This window comes from Priestia sp. JV24, assembly GCF_025910025.1.
GTDB lineage: Bacteria > Bacillota > Bacilli > Bacillales > Bacillaceae_H > Priestia > Priestia megaterium.
In genome coordinates this window covers 256,024-275,782 of sequence record NZ_JAPCIN010000023.1, presented here as the reverse complement: position 1 = coordinate 275,782, position 19,759 = coordinate 256,024, and the positions used below count along the sequence as shown (strand labels likewise).

General features: G+C 39.6%; 20 protein-coding genes. All 20 read left to right on the top strand.

Annotated elements, in window-relative coordinates:
• Window positions 1-59: 59 nt before the first annotated feature.
• The 20 genes from spoIVA (at window position 60) to aroA (ending at window position 19,725) form a co-directional block, all read left to right on the top strand.
• Complete coding sequence (gene spoIVA / locus OK414_RS22630; protein WP_013059017.1) at window positions 60-1,538, top strand: stage IV sporulation protein A; 1,479 nt, start codon at window positions 60-62, stop codon at window positions 1,536-1,538.
• Window positions 1,539-1,911: 373 nt separating this feature from the next.
• A complete protein-coding gene (locus tag OK414_RS22625) occupies window positions 1,912-2,184 on the top strand; it encodes an HU family DNA-binding protein (RefSeq protein WP_013059016.1) in 273 nt (90 codons plus the stop codon).
• A gap of 148 nt (window positions 2,185-2,332) precedes the next feature.
• Window positions 2,333-2,899: a GTP cyclohydrolase I FolE gene (gene folE, locus OK414_RS22620; RefSeq protein WP_013059015.1), complete on the top strand. Its 567-nt coding sequence runs from the start codon at window positions 2,333-2,335 to the stop codon at window positions 2,897-2,899.
• 25 nt (window positions 2,900-2,924) lie between these two features.
• The gene (mtrB, locus tag OK414_RS22615) at window positions 2,925-3,155 is read left to right on the top strand and encodes a trp RNA-binding attenuation protein MtrB (RefSeq protein ID WP_013059014.1); all 231 of its coding nucleotides are present in this window, start codon (window positions 2,925-2,927) and stop codon (window positions 3,153-3,155) included.
• Window positions 3,156-3,433: 278 nt separating this feature from the next.
• Window positions 3,434-4,228 (top strand): heptaprenyl diphosphate synthase component 1, encoded by a 795-nt coding sequence (locus OK414_RS22610; protein ID WP_026106690.1) that lies wholly within the window; start codon window positions 3,434-3,436, stop codon window positions 4,226-4,228.
• A 4-nt stretch (window positions 4,229-4,232) separates the two neighbouring features.
• The gene (locus OK414_RS22605; protein WP_013059012.1) at window positions 4,233-4,937 is read left to right on the top strand and encodes a demethylmenaquinone methyltransferase; all 705 of its coding nucleotides are present in this window, start codon (window positions 4,233-4,235) and stop codon (window positions 4,935-4,937) included.
• Between the two features lie 81 nt (window positions 4,938-5,018).
• Entirely contained in the window at window positions 5,019-5,984 is a 966-nt protein-coding gene (hepT, locus tag OK414_RS22600) for a heptaprenyl diphosphate synthase component II (protein ID WP_013084891.1), read from the top strand.
• 115 nt (window positions 5,985-6,099) lie between these two features.
• Window positions 6,100-6,549, top strand: coding sequence for a nucleoside-diphosphate kinase (gene ndk, locus OK414_RS22595; RefSeq protein ID WP_013059010.1), 450 nt, complete (start codon window positions 6,100-6,102; stop codon window positions 6,547-6,549).
• A gap of 210 nt (window positions 6,550-6,759) precedes the next feature.
• Window positions 6,760-7,542 (top strand): CheR family methyltransferase, encoded by a 783-nt coding sequence (locus tag OK414_RS22590; protein WP_263045072.1) that lies wholly within the window; start codon window positions 6,760-6,762, stop codon window positions 7,540-7,542.
• A 134-nt stretch (window positions 7,543-7,676) separates the two neighbouring features.
• Window positions 7,677-8,849 (top strand): chorismate synthase, encoded by a 1,173-nt coding sequence (aroC, locus tag OK414_RS22585; RefSeq protein WP_013059008.1) that lies wholly within the window; start codon window positions 7,677-7,679, stop codon window positions 8,847-8,849.
• The gene (aroB, locus tag OK414_RS22580) at window positions 8,849-9,931 is read left to right on the top strand and encodes a 3-dehydroquinate synthase (RefSeq protein WP_034649081.1); all 1,083 of its coding nucleotides are present in this window, start codon (window positions 8,849-8,851) and stop codon (window positions 9,929-9,931) included. Before aroC ends, aroB begins: the two co-directional genes overlap by 1 nt.
• Before the next feature lie 283 nt (window positions 9,932-10,214).
• The gene (trpE, locus tag OK414_RS22575) at window positions 10,215-11,729 is read left to right on the top strand and encodes an anthranilate synthase component I (protein WP_016765469.1); all 1,515 of its coding nucleotides are present in this window, start codon (window positions 10,215-10,217) and stop codon (window positions 11,727-11,729) included.
• A complete protein-coding gene (gene trpD / locus OK414_RS22570) occupies window positions 11,722-12,747 on the top strand; it encodes an anthranilate phosphoribosyltransferase (RefSeq protein ID WP_034649083.1) in 1,026 nt (341 codons plus the stop codon). The genes trpE and trpD overlap by 8 nt, the downstream gene beginning before the upstream one ends.
• Window positions 12,737-13,504, top strand: coding sequence for an indole-3-glycerol phosphate synthase TrpC (trpC, locus tag OK414_RS22565; protein ID WP_016765468.1), 768 nt, complete (start codon window positions 12,737-12,739; stop codon window positions 13,502-13,504). The genes trpD and trpC overlap by 11 nt, the downstream gene beginning before the upstream one ends.
• Window positions 13,494-14,120, top strand: coding sequence for a phosphoribosylanthranilate isomerase (locus tag OK414_RS22560; protein WP_016765467.1), 627 nt, complete (start codon window positions 13,494-13,496; stop codon window positions 14,118-14,120). Before trpC ends, OK414_RS22560 begins: the two co-directional genes overlap by 11 nt.
• On the top strand, window positions 14,117-15,331 hold the full coding sequence (gene trpB / locus OK414_RS22555; protein ID WP_013059002.1) for a tryptophan synthase subunit beta: 1,215 nt from the start codon (window positions 14,117-14,119) through the stop codon (window positions 15,329-15,331). The genes OK414_RS22560 and trpB overlap by 4 nt, the downstream gene beginning before the upstream one ends.
• The gene (gene trpA, locus OK414_RS22550) at window positions 15,318-16,133 is read left to right on the top strand and encodes a tryptophan synthase subunit alpha (protein ID WP_013084883.1); all 816 of its coding nucleotides are present in this window, start codon (window positions 15,318-15,320) and stop codon (window positions 16,131-16,133) included. Before trpB ends, trpA begins: the two co-directional genes overlap by 14 nt.
• Window positions 16,134-16,137: 4 nt before the next feature.
• Complete coding sequence (gene hisC, locus OK414_RS22545) at window positions 16,138-17,241, top strand: histidinol-phosphate transaminase (RefSeq protein ID WP_034649089.1); 1,104 nt, start codon at window positions 16,138-16,140, stop codon at window positions 17,239-17,241.
• A gap of 72 nt (window positions 17,242-17,313) precedes the next feature.
• Complete coding sequence (locus tag OK414_RS22540; RefSeq protein ID WP_016765465.1) at window positions 17,314-18,414, top strand: prephenate dehydrogenase; 1,101 nt, start codon at window positions 17,314-17,316, stop codon at window positions 18,412-18,414.
• 21 nt (window positions 18,415-18,435) lie between these two features.
• The gene (gene aroA, locus OK414_RS22535) at window positions 18,436-19,725 is read left to right on the top strand and encodes a 3-phosphoshikimate 1-carboxyvinyltransferase (RefSeq protein ID WP_047930811.1); all 1,290 of its coding nucleotides are present in this window, start codon (window positions 18,436-18,438) and stop codon (window positions 19,723-19,725) included.
• The last annotated feature ends 34 nt before the right edge of the window (window positions 19,726-19,759 follow it).

The following is a 19,759-nucleotide window of genomic DNA, read 5'->3' as shown; positions in this document are numbered from 1 at the left end:
CTAATTTACTCTCGCAATGGATGTCATATTCCATGAACTCATAGATCGGAGGGGATCTTTTGGAAAAGGTGGATGTATTTAAAGATATCGCTGAACGTACAGGAGGCGATATATATTTAGGTGTGGTGGGAGCAGTTCGAACAGGAAAATCTACATTTATTAAAAAATTTATGGAGCTGGTGGTCCTGCCTCACATCGAGAACGAGGCAGAAAGAGCTCGCACACAAGATGAACTACCACAAAGTGCAGCTGGAAAAACGATTATGACAACTGAGCCGAAATTCGTACCGAATCAAGCAGTTAATGTTTTGGTAGATGACGGGCTAGAAGTTAACATACGGTTAGTAGATTGTGTAGGATATACGGTGCCAGGGGCTAAAGGGTACGAAGATGAAAACGGACCTCGAATGATCAATACACCTTGGTATGAAGAACCCATTCCATTTCACGAAGCGGCTGAAATTGGAACGAGAAAGGTAATTCAAGAACACTCGACGATTGGTGTCGTCATTACAACAGATGGCTCAATTGGAGATATACCTCGTCAAGATTACGTGGAAGCAGAAGAGCGCGTCATTAATGAATTAAAAGAAGTAGGCAAACCATTTATCATGGTTATTAATACCGTACAGCCATATCATCCTGATACAGAAAAGCTTCGTGCAAAGCTTAATGAAAAATATGATATTCCAGTATTAGCGATGAGCGTGGAAAGCATGCGCGATACTGATGTGATGAACGTATTAAGAGAAGCACTCTACGAGTTCCCTGTATTAGAAGTCAACGTTAATCTACCAAGCTGGGTAATGGTTTTAAAAGATAAACATTGGCTGCGTGAAAGCTATCAAGAAGCCGTTAAAGAAACGGTAAAAGATATTAAGAGGCTGAGAGACGTTGAACGGGTAGTAGAGCAATTTAGCCAGTTTGAATTTATCGATCAGGCTCGATTAGCCGGAATTGAGATGGGGCAGGGAATTGCTGAAATTGACTTATATGCTCCAGATGACTTATACGACCAGATTTTGAAAGAAATCGTAGGAGTAGAAATTCGCGGAAGAGATCATTTGCTGCAGTTAATGCAAGATTTTGTGCATGCAAAAACCGAGTATGATCAAGTCTCTGATGCCCTTCGTATGGTTAAACAAACGGGTTATGGTGTAGCTGCACCTTCGCTTTCGGATATGAGCCTTGATGAACCTGAAATTATTCGCCAAGGATCGCGTTTTGGAGTTCGTTTAAAAGCAGTGGCACCTTCTATACACATGATTAAAGTGGATGTAGAATCAGAATTTGCGCCGATTATCGGAACGGAGAAGCAAAGCGAAGAATTAGTTCGTTATTTGATGCAAGACTTTGAAGATGATCCGCTTTCAATTTGGAATTCAGATATATTTGGCCGCTCTCTAAGTTCAATTGTAAGAGAAGGAATTCAAGGAAAGCTGTCGCTGATGCCTGAAAATGCACGATATAAGTTAAAAGAAACGCTAGAACGGATTATTAACGAAGGATCCGGAGGTTTAATCGCGATTATTCTATAAGCATGTAACGTTAGGCTCCTCATAAAGGAGCCTCTTCTTTTTGGATAGATCATACAAAACTTTACATATATTGTGATAGATCGCGTGGTTATCCTGTTCCTGCGTTATTTTCTGCTTGCTATGCCTTGTTCAATATGTTAATCTTTTAACAGAAATCGATCGATCATACTGTTTTCACTACATACATACGGCAGATGAATGAAAAACATTGAATTATTTAGTTCAATCGTTTATGATTAGGCTTGTCGATACATAGGTTATGTATAATATCCATTTGTTTTGTTAAAGAATGAGATATAACGAATTACTAGATTCCTTTTCTAACAAGGTTTTTAGTTATTATATGATCCGATTTTGGGAGGAGGTGAATGGCATGAACAAGACAGAATTAATTAATGCTGTTGCAGAAGCAAGTGAGCTTTCAAAAAAGGATGCTACAAAAGCAGTTGATGCTGTTTTCGATACAATTTTAGAAGCTTTAAAAGCTGAGGACAAAGTTCAACTTATCGGTTTTGGTAACTTCGAAGTACGTGAACGTGCTGCTCGTAAAGGACGCAATCCACAAACTGGCGAAGAAATCGAAATTCCTGCTAGCAAAGTTCCTGCATTCAAACCAGGTAAAGCTCTTAAAGATGCTGTAAAATAATATCTACATAAAATGGCTTTATTCATAGCCGTTGATGAAGAGCTTTGAAAGGTCGCACATTTGCGACCTTTCTTTTTTGCCTTTGGTATATACATATGCTAGAATTTTTTTCATAAAGTCGTAATGCAACGAATTGGAGGGCAACAACATGTCATCTGTAAATAAACCACAGATCGAACAAGCCGTGAGACTAATTTTAGAAGCAATTGGCGAAGATCCAAACCGTGAAGGATTATTAGATACACCAAAGCGAGTAGCTAAAATGTATGAGGAAGTCTTTTCCGGGTTGAATGAAGATCCAAAAGAACATTTTAAAACAGTTTTTGGAGAAGATCATGAAGAGCTAGTGCTTGTAAAAGATATTCCCTTTTACTCTATGTGTGAACATCACTTAGTGCCTTTTTATGGAAAAGCTCATGTTGCGTATATTCCAAAAGGCGGACGAGTGACCGGTTTAAGTAAGCTGGCAAGAGCAGTAGAAGCTGTTGCGAAACGTCCTCAGCTTCAGGAGAGAATTACATCTACAGTGGCGGATTCTATTGTAGAAACATTAGAGCCGCACGGGGTAATGGTAGTAGTGGAAGCAGAGCACATGTGTATGACCATGCGAGGCATTAAAAAGCCTGGAGCTATGACAATCACTTCTGCTGTACGCGGAGTGTTAGAACACGATGCAAGTTCTAGAGCTGAAGTTTTATCACTGATTAAATCATAATGTGGATGATGAAGGAGAAGAGAATATGACACAAAAAGGAACGCCGGAGTATATTGTCATTAAAGCGGTCGAAGATGGAGTTAACGTAATTGGCTTAACGCGAGGAGCAGATACGCGATTTCATCATTCAGAAAAACTAGATAAAGGCGAAGTAATGATTGCGCAGTTTACTGAGCATACATCCGCAATTAAAATTCGTGGCAAAGCCGTCATTCAGACTGTTCACGGAGAAATTGAATCCGATACGAAAAAATAAGCAGGGATTTTCCTGCTTTTATTTATATTTAAAATAAATGAATAAGAACAGGAAAAACATGGTGAAACTAAAAGCAATATCTTAAATTACTGTCTAAGAAATCCAGATGGTATGTAGATGAACGGTGTTCAAGCGGATGAGCAGCTAAATGATTTAAACCGTGAAAAAGCTTCAAAAGAATTTAAAGGATATTTTATAATGTAATTATGTTATAATTGACACTATCGATTTGGAGTTAAAAGAACTTTAAACAAATAGTGATGGAAAGGGAGACAAGGATGATGAGCGTAAAAACCATCTATGATATTGTGGCCAACATGAAAGAACAGCTTCATGTTGAATTAAGTCATCCATATGTAAAAAAATATATTCATCATCCGCGTATTGATGAAAATAGATTACTGTACATGTGTTCGTTCTTAGATACTCTTTCAATGGAAGAAGAAAAAAAGAACAGCTCTGTGCTATCTGTGATGCTCGTTCAAACCGCACTTGATACCCACGATCTAGTCTCCACTCAAAATGTTAGCGGAAATGAAGGAAAGCTGCATGAGCGGCAGCTGGTAGTTTTGGCCGGAGATTATTACAGCGGCCTGTACTATTACTATTTAGCTCAAAGCAACCAGCTGAATTTAATGAAAGTTATAGCATCTGCTATTAAAGAAATTAATATCGCTAAGATACACATTTATAACAATCGCTCTACTAATCCACACGACGTTATGAATAGTTTTTTAGCAGCAGAATCATCGTTTGTAAGATGCTTATGTGACTATTTTGAACGTGAAGAGTGGAAAGAACTTTTAAAACATGCAGCGTATTTGAACGGGATATTAAAGCAATTAAAGTCATTGCAGCATAAAGAGTCTACTCTCTTGCTAAACTATTGCAAACAAATTGGTATGAATCAAGAACAAATAAAAGAATACCTTTATTCGTATACTCAACAGTCTGTAAACATTGTTAGAGGATACTTACGAAGTGAATTTGTGATGAATGAGTTTTTAAGAGAGCACTTAGATGAACTTACATCTAGCTTAGAAGTGCTGAAAAATGTCGTAGGAGAAGGATAGAGATATGCAGCAATCAAAAGAACAGCGTGTCCATGGCGTATTTGAAAAAATATACAAAAATTATGATCAAATGAATTCTGTTATTAGTTTTCAGCGTCATAAGGCATGGCGCAAAGATACGATGAAGCGAATGAATGTTCAAAAAGGAACAAAAGCTTTAGATGTTTGTTGCGGAACTGCGGATTGGACGCTAGCTATGGCTGAAGCAGTTGGAGAAACAGGAGAGGCAGTTGGCCTGGATTTTAGTCAAAATATGCTAAAGATTGGTGAAGAGAAAGTAAAAAACTCACCTTTTTCAAATATTACCTTACTACATGGCAATGCAATGGAACTTCCTTTTGAAGATAATTCATTTGACTATGTAACGATTGGATTCGGACTGCGCAACGTGCCCGATTACCTTCAAGTTTTAAAGGAAATGCAGCGCGTCGTGAAACCTGGCGGAAAAGTGGTGTGCCTTGAAACGTCTCAGCCCACGATGATCGGCTACCGACAAATGTACTTGCTTTACTTTAAGTATATTATGCCTGCGCTTGGAAAGATGGTCGCTAAAAGCTATGATGAATATTCATGGCTTCAAGAGTCAGCAAGGGACTTTCCAGGTCAAAAGCAATTGGCTGATATGTTCCGTGAAGCCGGTTTGACAGATGTTGAAGTGAAATCTTACACAGGTGGAGTAGCAGCGATGCATCTAGGGTACAAACGATAAAAGAGAAAAAGCTTGTCCTACAGGTGCAACAGCCTGTAGGATAAGGAGTAAAGAATGAATATATAATGCAAGGTGAGTCCAATGAAACTAAAAATGATGTACGCTTTTTTGAATACGGATATTACCCTTATTGAGAAAGAACTTGAACAAACTGTTCATACCGATGAAACACTTATCACAGATGCTTCTCTTCACCTTTTACAAGCAGGGGGGAAACGAATTCGCCCTGTATTTGTTTTGTTGGCAGCTAAATTTGGGCATTACAACATCGACCAAATCAAACACGTGGCAGTAGCGCTTGAGCTGATTCATATGGCGTCTCTTGTTCATGATGATGTTATTGATGACGCTGATAAGCGACGCGGAAAACCAACAATTAAGGCAAAATGGGACAATCGTATTGCTATGTATACAGGGGATTACATCTTTGCTCGTGCGCTTGAAGTTATGAGTGAGGTTAAAGATGTGGAAGCACATAAAATTTTATCTAATACGATGGTGGAATTAACGCTCGGTGAAATTGAACAGATTAAGGACAAATACAATCTAAACCAAAACTTACGCGTGTATCTGCGTAGAATTAAACGTAAAACGGCACTGCTAATTGCTGCAAGCTGTCAGTTAGGTGCAATTGCAGCGGGAGCTCCTGAAGATATACATAAACGTTTATTTTGGTTTGGATATTACGTGGGAATGTCATTTCAAATTACCGATGACATTTTAGATTTTATCTCATCAGAAGAACAGCTTGGGAAACCAGTTGGCAGCGACTTACTGCAAGGAAATATTACGCTGCCAGTTTTGTATGCCATTGAAAATGCTGAGTTTCGAGATAAAGTAGAACAGCTTTTCGAGAGGGAATATGAGCAAGAGCTGATCAATGAAATTATTTCTGATATTAAATCTTCTAACGCCATTGAACGTTCATTTGAGATGAGCGATCGTTATCTGCAAAAAGCGATGAGCATTTTAGAAGAACTGCCGCCAAACAAGGCGAAAAAAACGCTGCATCAAATTGCGAAGTACATTGGAAAACGGAAATTTTGATTTATTTACTTTCATAAGTTGTAAACTGCTCGAAACAATGTTAATATCTTCATGAGGTGTGATTGCGCTTTCAAAACTTGTTTACATATCATGAACTTCAGGGGTGGAGAGTAAAATGATACAAAAAACGTTTTTAATGGTCAAACCAGACGGGGTACAAAGAAGCATTATTGGTGAGGTTATTTCTCGCTTTGAGAAAAAAGGTTTTCAATTAGTCGGAGCTAAGCTTATGCATATTTCGCAGGAATTAGCTGAAACACACTACGGTGAACATAAAGAGAAACCTTTCTTCGGTGAGTTAGTGAAATTTATCACATCAGGTCCAGTTTTTGCTATGGTATGGGAAGGTGAAAACGTGATTTCAGTATCACGTCAAATGGTGGGGAAAACTAACCCTCAAGAAGCGCTTCCTGGAACTATTCGAGGTGATTATGGACTGATTGTTGATAAGAATATTATTCACGGCTCAGATTCACCAGAAAGTGCGGAGCGTGAAATCAGCTTATTCTTTGAAAGTGAAGAGCTGACTTTCTATAAAAAAGACGCAGACGCTTGGATTTACTAATTTAGATAGCGCAAGGAGACGAATGAATTTTCATTCGTCTTTTTTATTGTGTTTATACATAGGTCCTAGGCTATTGATTGCGAATATCTCTCTACATAAACATTTTCACAATGTATTCCGATATATTAATAAGAAGATAAGCGTATATAAAGGTTTTATTTCCTTATACGTCTAACATAAACGTATAGAAATGAGAAAGGAGAGTCGAAAATGATAGACGAATACGACGCGTTTGTGGAGAAAATAAAAATAAAAACAGGCATTGATTTATCACTATATAAGCAGTCTCAAATGAAACGCCGCCTCACCTCCCTTTATGAAAAAAAAGGTTTTTCTAGTTTTTTTGAATATTATCGAGCGATGAGCAGTAACAGCGAACTGTTTGAGGAGTTTTTAGATCGGATGACGATTAACGTTTCAGAGTTTTATCGTAACTATCAGCGGTGGGATATATTGGAGCAAAAAATTTTACCGGCTCTTGTAAAAGGAAAAACAGACCTGAAAGTGTGGAGCGCTGCCTGTTCAACAGGGGAAGAGCCATATACACTAGCGATGGTTTTATCAACATTGTTTCCTCTTTCGCGTATTTCTATATTAGCGACTGATTTGGATGAAAAAGTGATCGAAAAAGCAAAAATAGGCTTTTATGATGAACGTTCACTTCAGGAGATGCCTGTTTCGATGAAAAATAAGTACTTTCAACAAAGAGGAACCGGGTACTTATTAGATGAAAAAATCAAAAAAACAGTTGTTTTTCAGAAACATAACTTACTGTCAGACTCTTTTCCAAAAAACGTTGACTTGATTGTTTGTCGAAATGTGCTTATTTATTTTACAGATGAAGCAAAGCATGCTTTATATGAAAAATTTAGCAGAGCTTTAGCACCTGGCGGTATCTTATTTGTAGGTAGCACAGAGCAGGTTTTTACTCCGCAAAAGTATGGATTTGAAACGGCTGATACGTTTTTTTACAGAAAAGTAAAGACCATTTAATCGAGACAACCTGAAGCGGTTTCTTAAAAGCTGAGGTGAAACTTTTTGTACATTCTTATGTTATAGTATGGTATAGTCATATTTAAAAATGGAAAAATTCTGACGAATAATACATATTAAGCGGAGGTACGATTATGCGATATTTAACAGCAGGAGAATCACATGGTCCACAATTGACTACTATTTTAGAGGGTGTTCCGGCAGGGCTTCCTTTAACAGCCGAAGACATCAATACAGATTTAGCGCGAAGACAAAAAGGTCATGGTCGCGGAAGACGTATGCAAATTGAAAAAGATCAAGCGGAAATTTTAAGCGGTGTCCGCCACGGCTATACGCTAGGATCTCCTATTACGTTAGCGGTAGAAAATAACGACTGGAAACACTGGACAAAAATTATGGGCATCGAGCCAATTTCTGAAGAAGAATCAGAAGAAGTAAAGCGTAAAATCTCAAGACCAAGACCAGGGCATGCCGATTTAAACGGCGCTATTAAATATGGTCATCGCGATATGAGAAATGTATTAGAACGTTCTTCAGCTCGCGAAACAACTGTAAGGGTAGCAGCAGGTGCTGTCGCTCGTCAAATTCTTGCTCAGTTCGGGATTTCTGTAGCTGGACATGTATTAGAAATTGGCGGCGTACAGGCAAATCCGCCTCAATACAAAAGCTTAGAGGAACTTCAAGAAGTCACTGAAGCTTCTCCAGTAAGATGTTTTGACTCAGCTGTTGAGAAAGACATGATGCAAGCAATCGATGATGCTAAGAAAAATGGCGATTCTATCGGAGGCGTAGTAGAAGTTATTATTGAAGGCGTGCCAGCAGGAGTAGGCAGCTATGTTCATTACGATCGTAAATTAGATGCGAAGATTGCTGCAGCTGTTATGAGCATTAATGCATTTAAAGGCGTTGAGTTTGGGATTGGATTTGAAGCGGCTCGCAGACCAGGAAGCGAAGTTCATGACGAAATTCTATGGGATGAAAAGAACGGGTATACCCGTAAAACAAACAACTTAGGCGGCTTTGAAGGCGGCATGACAACAGGTATGCCAATTGTAGTACGCGGAGTAATGAAGCCTATTCCAACGCTTTACAAGCCGTTAAAAAGTGTTGATATTGAAACAAAAGAAGCCTTCGAGGCAAGCATCGAACGTTCAGACAGCTGCGCTGTGCCGGCGGCAAGCGTTGTAGCAGAAGCCGTTGTAGCTTGGGAATTGGCTGATGCGCTAATCGAACAGTTTGGACAAGACCGAATTGATTTAATTGCTGAAAATATTGAGAAAATGCGTGCACATGCGAGGGAGTTTTAATGTTGCAAATTGATATTCAAACTTTATCCAAAACATATCCTCTTTATTTAGGAAATGGATTAATTGAAAAGCTGCCTTCTATTATCGAGAGTGTAAAACCTAATCTGTCGTCCGTGTTAATCATCACCGATTCAGCTGTAGATTCATATTATGGAGAAGCGGTTGTAAAAGCGATCGATACAAAGTTTAAAGTGGCTAAATACGTAGTGCCAAGCGGTGAACATGCAAAGTCATTTCAACATTACTACGATTGTCAGACATTTGCGCTCGAACAGCAGCTTGACCGCAATGCGCTCGTTATTGCTTTTGGCGGAGGGGTAGTAGGCGATTTAGCTGGATTTGTAGCCGCTACTTATATGAGAGGAATTTCTTTTATTCAAGTGCCAACAACGCTTCTTGCTCACGATAGTGCTGTAGGCGGTAAAGTAGCCATTAATCATGAGCTTGGAAAAAATATGATTGGTGCTTTTTATCAGCCTGAAGCGGTTGTTTATGATATTGATCTTCTTAAAACGCTTCCCGAAAGAGAGTGGCGTTCCGGTTTTGCAGAAGTGATTAAACACGCTTTTATTCACGATGAAGAATTTTATAAATGGCTCCAGCAAAATATACAATCGCTGACTGATTTAAAAGATGAAAAATTAATTTATGCTATTCAAAACGGTATTTTAGTCAAAGCATCTGTTGTAAAAGAAGATGAGACAGAAGCTGGCGTTCGCGCTCATCTGAACTTTGGACATACGCTAGGGCATGCGATCGAAGCGGAGTGCGGCTATGGAAAAATCAGTCACGGAGAAGGCGTAGCGATTGGTATGCTGTTTGCTATGAAAGTCAGCAATGTTCTTGAAAAAAGTCAGTTCTCTGTGGACGACATTGCGAAATGGTTTGAAAAATTTGGCTACAAGACGTCTGTCCCAAACCATCTTTCAGCTGAAAAACTGCTTGTAAGAATGAAAGCGGACAAGAAGTCTAAATCAAGCAATGTTCACATGGTACTGCTTGAAGGCATAGGCAAACCTTTTGTTCAACAAGTAGAAGATGAAGTGATTCTTAAACTGCTGAATGAAGAGCTTAAAGCTTAGTTTCGTCTAAAGTCAAGTAGATAGTAGTTGACAAATGAATTTGAAACGTACTACAATTGGTAACAAGTTAGTTTAGAGATTTTAGTTATGAGAAAACAATAGACAGTTTAGTTGAGATTAGGGTAGACGAGAATGAGACAGTTGAGCAGAGTTTAGTTGAGTGAATTTTACCATTCGTATACCCAAAGGCCCATTTTTGATGTGTCTTTGGGTTTATTTATTATATCCTCTTTTATATAACCTCATCTATTCTCATTCTCCATGAAATGGAGGATTGAAAGATATGACGAACACGTATACTTCTTTTTTAGAAGACTCTACAGAGTATTTAACCATTCCAATTATAAAAAAAATATTTATCGATAGCATGACACCTGTTGATCTTTTTCAACAAGTAAAAGATGAAGCCGTATATTTGCTTGAAAGTAATGATGAATCATCACCATGGTCCAATTATTCTTTTATTGGCTTAAATCCATTTTTGTATGTTGAGGAAGAAAACGGAAGCTATCTAGCAAAAAACAAGCAGCTTCAGCCTATGCTGCAAGGAGACAGCTTTAAAGAGGTGTTTTGTAAAATTCAGCAAGAGCTGAAAGTGAAAGTACCAGACCTTGCACTTCCTTTTAAAGGAGGAGCAGTAGGGTTTATCAGCTACGACGCCGTATCGCAAATTGAAAAAGTGAACGTACATGCCCAAAATGATTTGAACATGCCTACTTTTCACTTTATCTATTGTCAAACGATGCTTGCGTACAATCATCAAACAAAAGAGCTTATGGTGATTCACTACATTCAGCTTAATGAGCAAGACAAAGAGCAGCAGAAAAAAGAAAAATACCGTGAAGCTCTAGCAGAGATCAATAGATATGTTGAAAGAATAGCGCAGACGGTGAAAGAAAAGCCAATGATGTTTGAAAGCGAGCAGCGCGAAGTTAGCTTTGAAGGCGTGACATCGTCATACCAAAAAGATAAATTTGTGCAAGATGTGGAAAAAATTAAGGAATACATTAAAAGCGGAGATGTTTTTCAAGCCGTATTGTCGCAGAGATTTCAAATTGATACGACCGTAGCTGGATTTGATATTTACAGAGTATTGCGATTAGTTAATCCCTCTCCTTATTTATTTTACGTGAAAGTAAAAGGCGTGGAGCTAATTGGAAGTTCTCCTGAGCGGTTGATTCAAATTGAAAACGGCCATTTAGAAATTCATCCGATTGCAGGAACGAGAAGACGTGGCAGGGATGCAGAAGAAGATGCGCGCTTATACGAAGACTTAATTAACGATGAAAAAGAGCGGGCAGAACACTATATGCTCGTGGACTTAGCAAGAAATGACATCGGCCGAGTTGCACAGTATGGAAGTGTCCAAACACCAGTATTAATGCAGCAGGTTAACTTTTCGCACGTCATGCACTTGATTTCTAAAGTGACAGGGCGCCTTGACGAAAAAGTACATCCCATTGATGCGCTGCTTTCTGCATTTCCAGCGGGTACCGTATCTGGCGCTCCAAAAGTGCGAGCGATGCAAATCTTAAATGAAATTGAACCAGTGGCGCGAAATGTATATGCAGGAACCGTAGCATATCTCGGATTTGATGGAAACATTGATTCGTGCATTGCGATTCGGACCATTCTTTTGAAAGATCAGACCGCTTATATCCAGGCTGGAGCAGGAGTGGTTGCTGACTCAAAACCGGAGCTTGAGTGGAAAGAAACCCGCAATAAAGCTAGCGCTTTAATCAAAACAATTCAATTAGCCCAAGACATCTACGATAAAAAGGAGGATGTATATGTTTAAAGAATTGTTAAAAAAGTGTTTGCGCGGTGAGTCACTTTCAGCGGAAGAAGCAGAAAAAATTATGAATGATATTATGAACGGTAAAGTCCCGGCAGCTCAAATTGCTAGCGTACTAACCATCTTAACGTACCGAGGAGAAACCGTCGATGAAATTGTTGGTTTTGTCCGAGGTATGAAAAATAATATGAATGCTATTTCTCTAGAAGAATTAAACGTAGTAGATACATGCGGTACCGGAGGAGACGGGGCCTCTACGTTTAATATCTCAACGGCTAGTGCAATTGTGGCATCTGCTGCGGGAGTAAAGGTTGCGAAACATGGGAATCGAGCCGTATCTTCTAAAAGCGGAAGCGCCGACGTGTTAGAACATCTGGATATATGGATTCAAGGAAATGAAAAAGAAGTGAAAAATGCGGTGGCTGACCTCAATATGTCCTTTTTATTTGCGCCGCTTTATCACCCTGCTATGAAACACGTTGCTGCTACTCGAAAGGAATTAGGATTTAGAACGGTTTTTAATGCATTAGGTCCATTAGCAAACCCTACTAACTGCACAAAGCAAGTAATTGGCGTTTATTCCATTGAGCTTGCACGAAAATTAGCAGAAGCGCTTGTTGTACTGGGAGCTAACCACGTCCTTCTGGTTGCGGGCAGAGACGGTTTAGATGAAATCAGTGCCACGGCTGTAACGGATGTTGTAGAAGTACAGGGCAATGTCATTACAGAATATACGCTTGCACCAGAGGATGTACACTTACAGAGAGGGAAGCTTGAAGACTTAGTGGTAGAAGATGCGAAATCGAGTGCCGAGCTTATTGAATCGCTATTTTTAAATAAAAGCAATGTAACTGCTAAAAACGCAGTCGTATTAAACTCTGCTGCAGCTATTTACGTTAGCGGAAACGTTTCTACTTTTGAAGAAGGAGTAGCTGTAGCTTTAGAAACAATTGAATCAGGTGCTGCATACACACAATTACAACGATTGAAATCGAAAAAGGTGGTTGAACATGCTCAATAAAATTATTGAAACAAAAAAAGAAGAAATTCAAAACTTACAGTTACCCGAACAGCAAAATGTTGCAAAACGATCATTCTTAGACGCTTTATCAAATCCGAATCGAGAGCTGGCTCTTATTGCAGAAGTGAAAAAAGCTTCTCCTTCCAAAGGATTAATAAAAGAGAATTTTCAGCCTGTGGAAATTGCTAAAGCCTACGAGAAAGGGAAAGCAGATGCTTTGTCTGTGTTAACAGATCAGCACTATTTTCAAGGAAACCGAACGTTTTTAAGTGACATTAAACAGCATGTCTCTATCCCTGTGCTTCGCAAGGATTTCATCATTGATTCCATTCAAGTGGAAGAAAGTGCAAGAATCGGTGCTGATGCTATTTTACTCATTGGAGAAGTACTTGAACCATTAAAATTGCAAGAGCTTTATCTTCAAGCTGCTGAAAAAGAGTTAGATTGTTTAGTAGAAGTGCATTCTCTAGAAACGCTTGAAAAGCTGCTAGCTGTATTTACCCCGAAGATTATTGGTATTAATAATCGAAATCTTCACACGTTTGAAACCAGCGTGCAGCAGACCAAAGAAATAGCCAAGCATGTTCCGAAAAATCAGCTGCTAGTGAGTGAAAGCGGAATTTACTTATACGATGATGTTTCCTACGTAAAAGAAGCGGGAGCAAAAGCTATTTTAGTAGGGGAATCGCTTATGAGACAGGATAATCAAACCAAAGCGATTGAAAAGCTGTTTGGGGAAAGTGAATATGCTCATTAAGTACTGTGGTATTCGATCAAAACAAGATATAGCTTTAATCGAAAAGTCGGCTGCTACTCACATTGGCTTTATTTTCTATCCTAGAAGTAAACGATATGTAAAGCCTGAACGAGTAAATGAGTTTGTAACGGATGAAATAAAAAAACAAGTCTCGCTAGTAGGGGTATTTGTTAATACACCGGTAGATCAAATACTTGAAATTGCCTCCGTAACAAATTTAGATGTAATTCAGTGCCACGGGCAAGAAACAGCTGCGGACGTACGTCGGTTAAAGCAGCGTGGATATGAAGTATGGAAAGCGCTCCCTCACAATAAAGAAACGGTGCAGCAAATGCATGTATATGAAAAGGCTGACGGGTATGTAATTGATAGCAAGGTTAAAGAACAATTTGGAGGAACGGGCGTCGCTTTTGATTGGAGTTTCGTTCCTCAGTATGAATCAGCTGCCCAAAGGTTAGGTAAAAAATGCTTTATTGCTGGAGGAATCAATGCTTGTAACATTGAGAACTTGTTACCCTACAAGCCTGGGGCGATTGATATTTCTGGCGGTATTGAAACAAATGGAACGAAGGACTATACAAAAATTATAGAGATTGAAAGGAAGATCATACTATGACATACAATCATCCTGATGAATTTGGCCGCTTTGGTGAATTTGGCGGAAAATACGTACCTGAAACATTAATGAAGCCACTTGAAGAAGTAGAAGCAGCTTTGAATCAAGCAATGAAAGATCCGGCATTTAAAGATGAGTATCTATCCTTACTTGTTAACTACTCTGGGCGACCAACAGCTTTAACATATGCTGATAATATTACCGAAACGCTCGGCGGAGCAAAAATTTATTTGAAACGTGAAGACTTAAATCATACGGGTGCTCACAAAATCAATAATGCCATTGGACAGATTTTACTTGCTAAACGTATGGGAAAAACAAAAATTATTGCTGAAACAGGAGCGGGTCAGCACGGGGTAGCCACAGCTACAGTAGCTGCAAAGTTCGGAATGGAATGTAAAGTATTCATGGGAGAAGAAGATATTGAACGTCAGGCGTTGAACGTCTTTCGCATGAAGCTTCTAGGAGCGGAAGTCATTCCTGCAACTTCTGGGACAAAAACGCTAAAAGATGCAACAAATGAAGCAATTCGCTACTGGGTTCAACATTGCGAAGATCATTTTTACTTAATTGGTTCGGCCATTGGACCGCACCCTTATCCTAAAATGGTTCGAGATTTCCAAAAAATTATTGGAGAAGAAGCAAAAGAACAGTTTACAGCGGTAGAAGGCAAACTTCCGAATGCTGTCGTGGCATGCGTCGGAGGCGGCAGTAATGCAATCGGAATGTTTTATGATTTTATTAAAGAAGAAAATGTACGCTTGATCGGCGTAGAAGCAGGAGGGAAAGGACTAAATACAGCCCTCCATGCTGCTAAAATGGCTAAAGGCACAAAAGGTGTTATTCACGGAACGCTCACGTATTTACTTCAAGATGAAAATGGTCAGATTACAGAGCCTTATTCTATTTCAGCAGGTTTGGATTATCCAGGTATCGGTCCAGAGCATTCTCACCTTTCATCTATTGGACGAGTAGAATATGAAAGTGTAACGGATGATGAGTCAATCGAAGCTCTTCAGCTGCTGGCGAAAACAGAGGGAATCATCCCGGCTATTGAGTCCGCCCATGCGTTGGCAAAAGCATTTGAACTGGCCAAAAGCATGACGAAAGAAGAAACCATTTTAATTTGCTTGTCAGGTCGAGGAGATAAGGACGTTCATACATTAGTAAACTTGCTAGAAGGGAAGGAAGAAGAACATGAATACGTTTGAAGCGAGACTACCTAAACATGAAACATTGTTTATTCCATTTATTACGGCAGGAGATCCTCATGAAGATGCAACGGTGGAAATTGCTTTGTCTTTGCAAAAGCAAGGTGCTTCTATTTTAGAGCTGGGCGTACCATATTCTGACCCTTTAGCAGATGGTCCAATTATTCAAGAGGCGTCTAAAAGAGCTTTATCTGGCGGCATGTCTATTTCAAAAGCCATTAAGCTTGTATCGGTGATGAGAAAAAAAGGTGTGAAAATACCGGTAATTCTCTTTACCTATTTTAATCCTGTGTTACAATTAGGTTTAGAATCCTTTTTCGCGTTAATGCGAGAAAATGAAATAGATGGAGTGCTAATTCCGGATTTACCGTACGAAGAGAGTGGCCGTATCCGAGAGCTTGCCGCTGAAAATGAAGTTGCCTACATTTCAATGGTTGCTCCTACATCTAAAGAGCGTATCCAAAAAATCGCTGCAGATGCAACGGGCTTCTTATATTGCGTGTCGTCTTTAGGCGTTACTGGGGTTCGCTCTACGTTGCCAGCTGATATTGGCACCTTTTTAGAAGATGTGAAAGCAGCAGCTTCTATACCGGTTGCCGTCGGTTTTGGGATTTCAACAAGTGAACAAGTAGAGGTATTAAAAGAACATAGCGACGGCATTGTAATTGGAAGTGCAATTGTTAATAAAATTGGCCAGCTTGAACAAGTTCTTTTAAATAAGGATACACGCCGAGACGGATTAAATCAAATTGAGGAGTATGTTGCATCCATCGTTTCGCCTATACAAAAATGCGAGGTGTAACACGTTGAAGGTAAAAGAACAATTACTAACTTTATCTCCATATAAACCAGGTAAGCCAATTGAAGAAGTAAAGCGTGAATTTAATTTAGATCGCGTTGTAAAATTAGCGTCTAATGAAAATCCTTACGGCAGTTCTGCTTTAGTAAAAGAGGCGATTGCTGCAGAAATCGAAAATATGGCGCTTTATCCAGACGGCTATGCAGCTGAACTGCGTGCAGCAGTAGCAAAGCACGTAGGCGTAGAGCAAGATCAGCTGATTTTTGGAAATGGGTCTGATGAAGTCATTCAAATTATTTGCCGAGCTTTGCTATCGGCTGATACCAATACTGTCATGCCGACGCCGTCATTTCCTCAATATAAGCACAATGCCGTAATTGAAGGTGCAGAAATTCGTGAAGTACCGCTGCGCGGCGGAGATCATGATTTACATGCTATGCTTCGTGCAATTGATGAAAATACGACAATTGTGTGGGTATGCAGTCCTAATAATCCAACGGGAACGTATGTGAAGGGCGATGAGTTAATTTCTTTTATGAAACAAGTTCCTAAGCATACATTAATCGTTATGGATGAAGCCTATTTTGAGTATGCAGCAGATCAAGCCGACTATCCGGATACGGTAGAGTTTTTGAATGAATACGAAAACTTAATTGTACTTCGCACATTTTCAAAAGCATACGGCTTAGCTTCTTTGCGCATTGGTTACGGTATTGCAAACGAATCATTGCTACAAAAAATTGAGCCGGCTCGTGAACCTTTTAATACAAGCCGCATGGCTCAAAAAGCAGCAATCGTTGCTCTTGAAGACCAAGCGTTCATTGAAGAGTGTAAAAAGAAAAATGAAGAAGGTTTGCAGCAATACTATGCTTTCTGTGATAAGAATGGCTTAAACTATTATCCGTCTTTCACTAATTTTGTTCTAATCGATTTTGGCCGTCAAGGCGATGAAGTGTTTCAATTTTTATTGCAACGCGGATTTATTGTTCGTTCAGGGAATGCATTAGGCTTCCCAACTTCCGTTCGTATTACAGTGGGAACAAAAGAACAAAATGAACAAATTATTGAATTGCTTCAGCAGTTTGTTAACCAAGCAGCAGCGAAAGCTTAATACCTAATATAGTAAAAGATGAGAGTGTGATTTCACACTCTCATCTTCATATGTACAATGAGGTGAAGGAAAGTGAAAGAAAATGTTTTTGTTATAGGTTTGGGGTTAATTGGAGGATCGCTGGCACTTAATATAAAAAAGACGCATCATCATCTTGATGTAATAGGTTTTGACATTAATCAAGAGCAGCTGGAGCTTGCCAAAACTCTAGGTGTAATTGACCAAGCGGCTTCTTCTTTACAACAAGGCGCGGAGCAAGCGGATTATATTGTTATTGCCATTCCGGTCACTCAAGCAGCGGAAGTGCTAAAACAGTTAGAATATTTTACGCTTAAACAGTCTGTTATCGTCACAGACGTAGGAAGTACAAAAGAAGAGGTCGTGAAAACAGCGGGAGCTCTTATTGCTAAAGGTATTGAGTTTATCGGCGGTCACCCAATGGCTGGGTCTCATAAAAGCGGAGTAGCTGCTTCTAAAGCTCATTTGTTTGAAAATGCAATGTATGTATTAACACCTTCATCTTCTACTTCTTCGGAGGCTTTAGGCAGTTTAAAGGAATTGCTAAGTGGTACAAAAGCTAAAATTATTGTGATGTCACCAAAAGAACATGATAAATTAGCGGGTGTCATCAGCCATTTTCCTCATATTATTGCTGCAAGCCTTGTTCATCAAGCAGAATATTACCAACAAGACAACCAGCTAGTTTCGCAGCTTGCAGCTGGAGGGTTTCGTGATATTACACGTATTGCTTCAAGCAGTCCAGCGATGTGGAGAGATATCTTGCTTCATAACCAGGATGCGCTTCTTTCAATGTTTGACCACTGGCTTGAAGAAATGAACGACGTGCGAAATATGATCGAACGAAAAGACGCGAACGATATCTATACATATTTTTCACAAGCAAAACAATTTAGAGATCAGCTTCCTGTACGAACCAAAGGAGCGATTCCATCCTTTTATGATCTCTATGTGGATGTTCCTGACTATCCGGGGATTATTTCAGAAGTAACGGGTTATTTAGCAGAAGATGAAATCAGTATTACAAACATTCGAATTTTAGAAACACGAGAAGACATATACGGAGTATTACGTTTGAGCTTTCAAACAGAGGAAGATAGAAAGCGGGCAAGAGCGTGTCTCCATCAGCATCAATATCAGACGTTTATTTCTTAATGTACGAAAGGTGTGAATGAAATGAGTGGAAAACAATTAAAAACTAATCTTTCATCTCTCCAAGGAGAAATTTCTATTCCTGGAGATAAATCGATTTCTCACAGAGCTGTGATGTTCGGAGCGATGGCAGAAGGGAAAACAACGATTAATCATTTTTTAGCAGGGGAAGATTGCTTAAGTACGATTTCGTGTTTTGAAAAGATGGGCGTATCGATTAAAAGAGAAGACGAGTATGTCGAAGTAGAAGGTAAAGGTATCGAAGGGTTAAGTGAACCTGCTTCTATCTTAGATGTAGGAAATTCAGGAACGACTACTCGTTTAATGCTTGGGATTCTTGCAGGTGTGCCATTTCATACGTCTCTAATTGGAGATGAGTCGATTGCCAAGCGTCCTATGAGCCGCGTTACGGTGCCCCTGCGCTCTATGGGTGCAAAGATTGATGGGCGTGAGCACGGCCAATATACGCCTTTATCCACTCGAGGAGGAGCTTTAAAAGCAATTCATTACCATTCTCCTGTAGCAAGTGCACAAGTAAAATCAGCGATTTTACTAGCGGGACTTCATGCGGAAGGCACAACAAAAGTAACCGAGCCTTTTACATCACGGGACCATACAGAGCGTATGCTTCGCGCCTTTGGAGTAGACGTAGAGGTAGATGGAACGACTGTAAGCATTGAAGGAGGACAATCTCTGCGCGGAACGGATGTATACGTACCTGGTGACATTTCTTCAGCCGCGTTCTTTCTTGTTGCAGGAGCCATTGTTCCAAACAGCCGAATCGTTTTGAAAAACGTCGGGCTCAACCCTACAAGAACAGGTATTATTGATGTGCTTCAGCAAATGGGTGCACGCCTTACAATTTCTAATGAACGTATTCAAAATGGAGAGCCTATTGGCGATTTGACGATTGAAACGTCTCAGTTGAAAGGGATTGAAATTGGGGGGGATGTAATTCCTCGTTTAATTGATGAAATTCCAGTAATCGCTCTTTTGGCGACTCAGGCCAATGGGAAAACAGTTATTAAAGATGCCGAAGAATTAAAAGTAAAAGAAACGAACCGTATCGATACGGTTGCAACGGAGTTAAGCAAGCTCGGTGCCTCTGTTACTCCAACAGCTGATGGCCTCATCATTGAAGGCAAGGCGGCTCTAAAAAGTGGTGAAGTAGACAGCTATGGAGATCATCGAATTGGAATGATGCTTGCGGTCGCAGCAGCCATTGCAACGGGAGAGGTAACACTAATGAGAAGTGAAGCTATTCACGTCTCCTATCCTACTTTCTTTGAAGATCTTGATAAACTAAGCGAATAAGAAAGAGGCTGGAACAAGCGCATTTTGGTTGAAG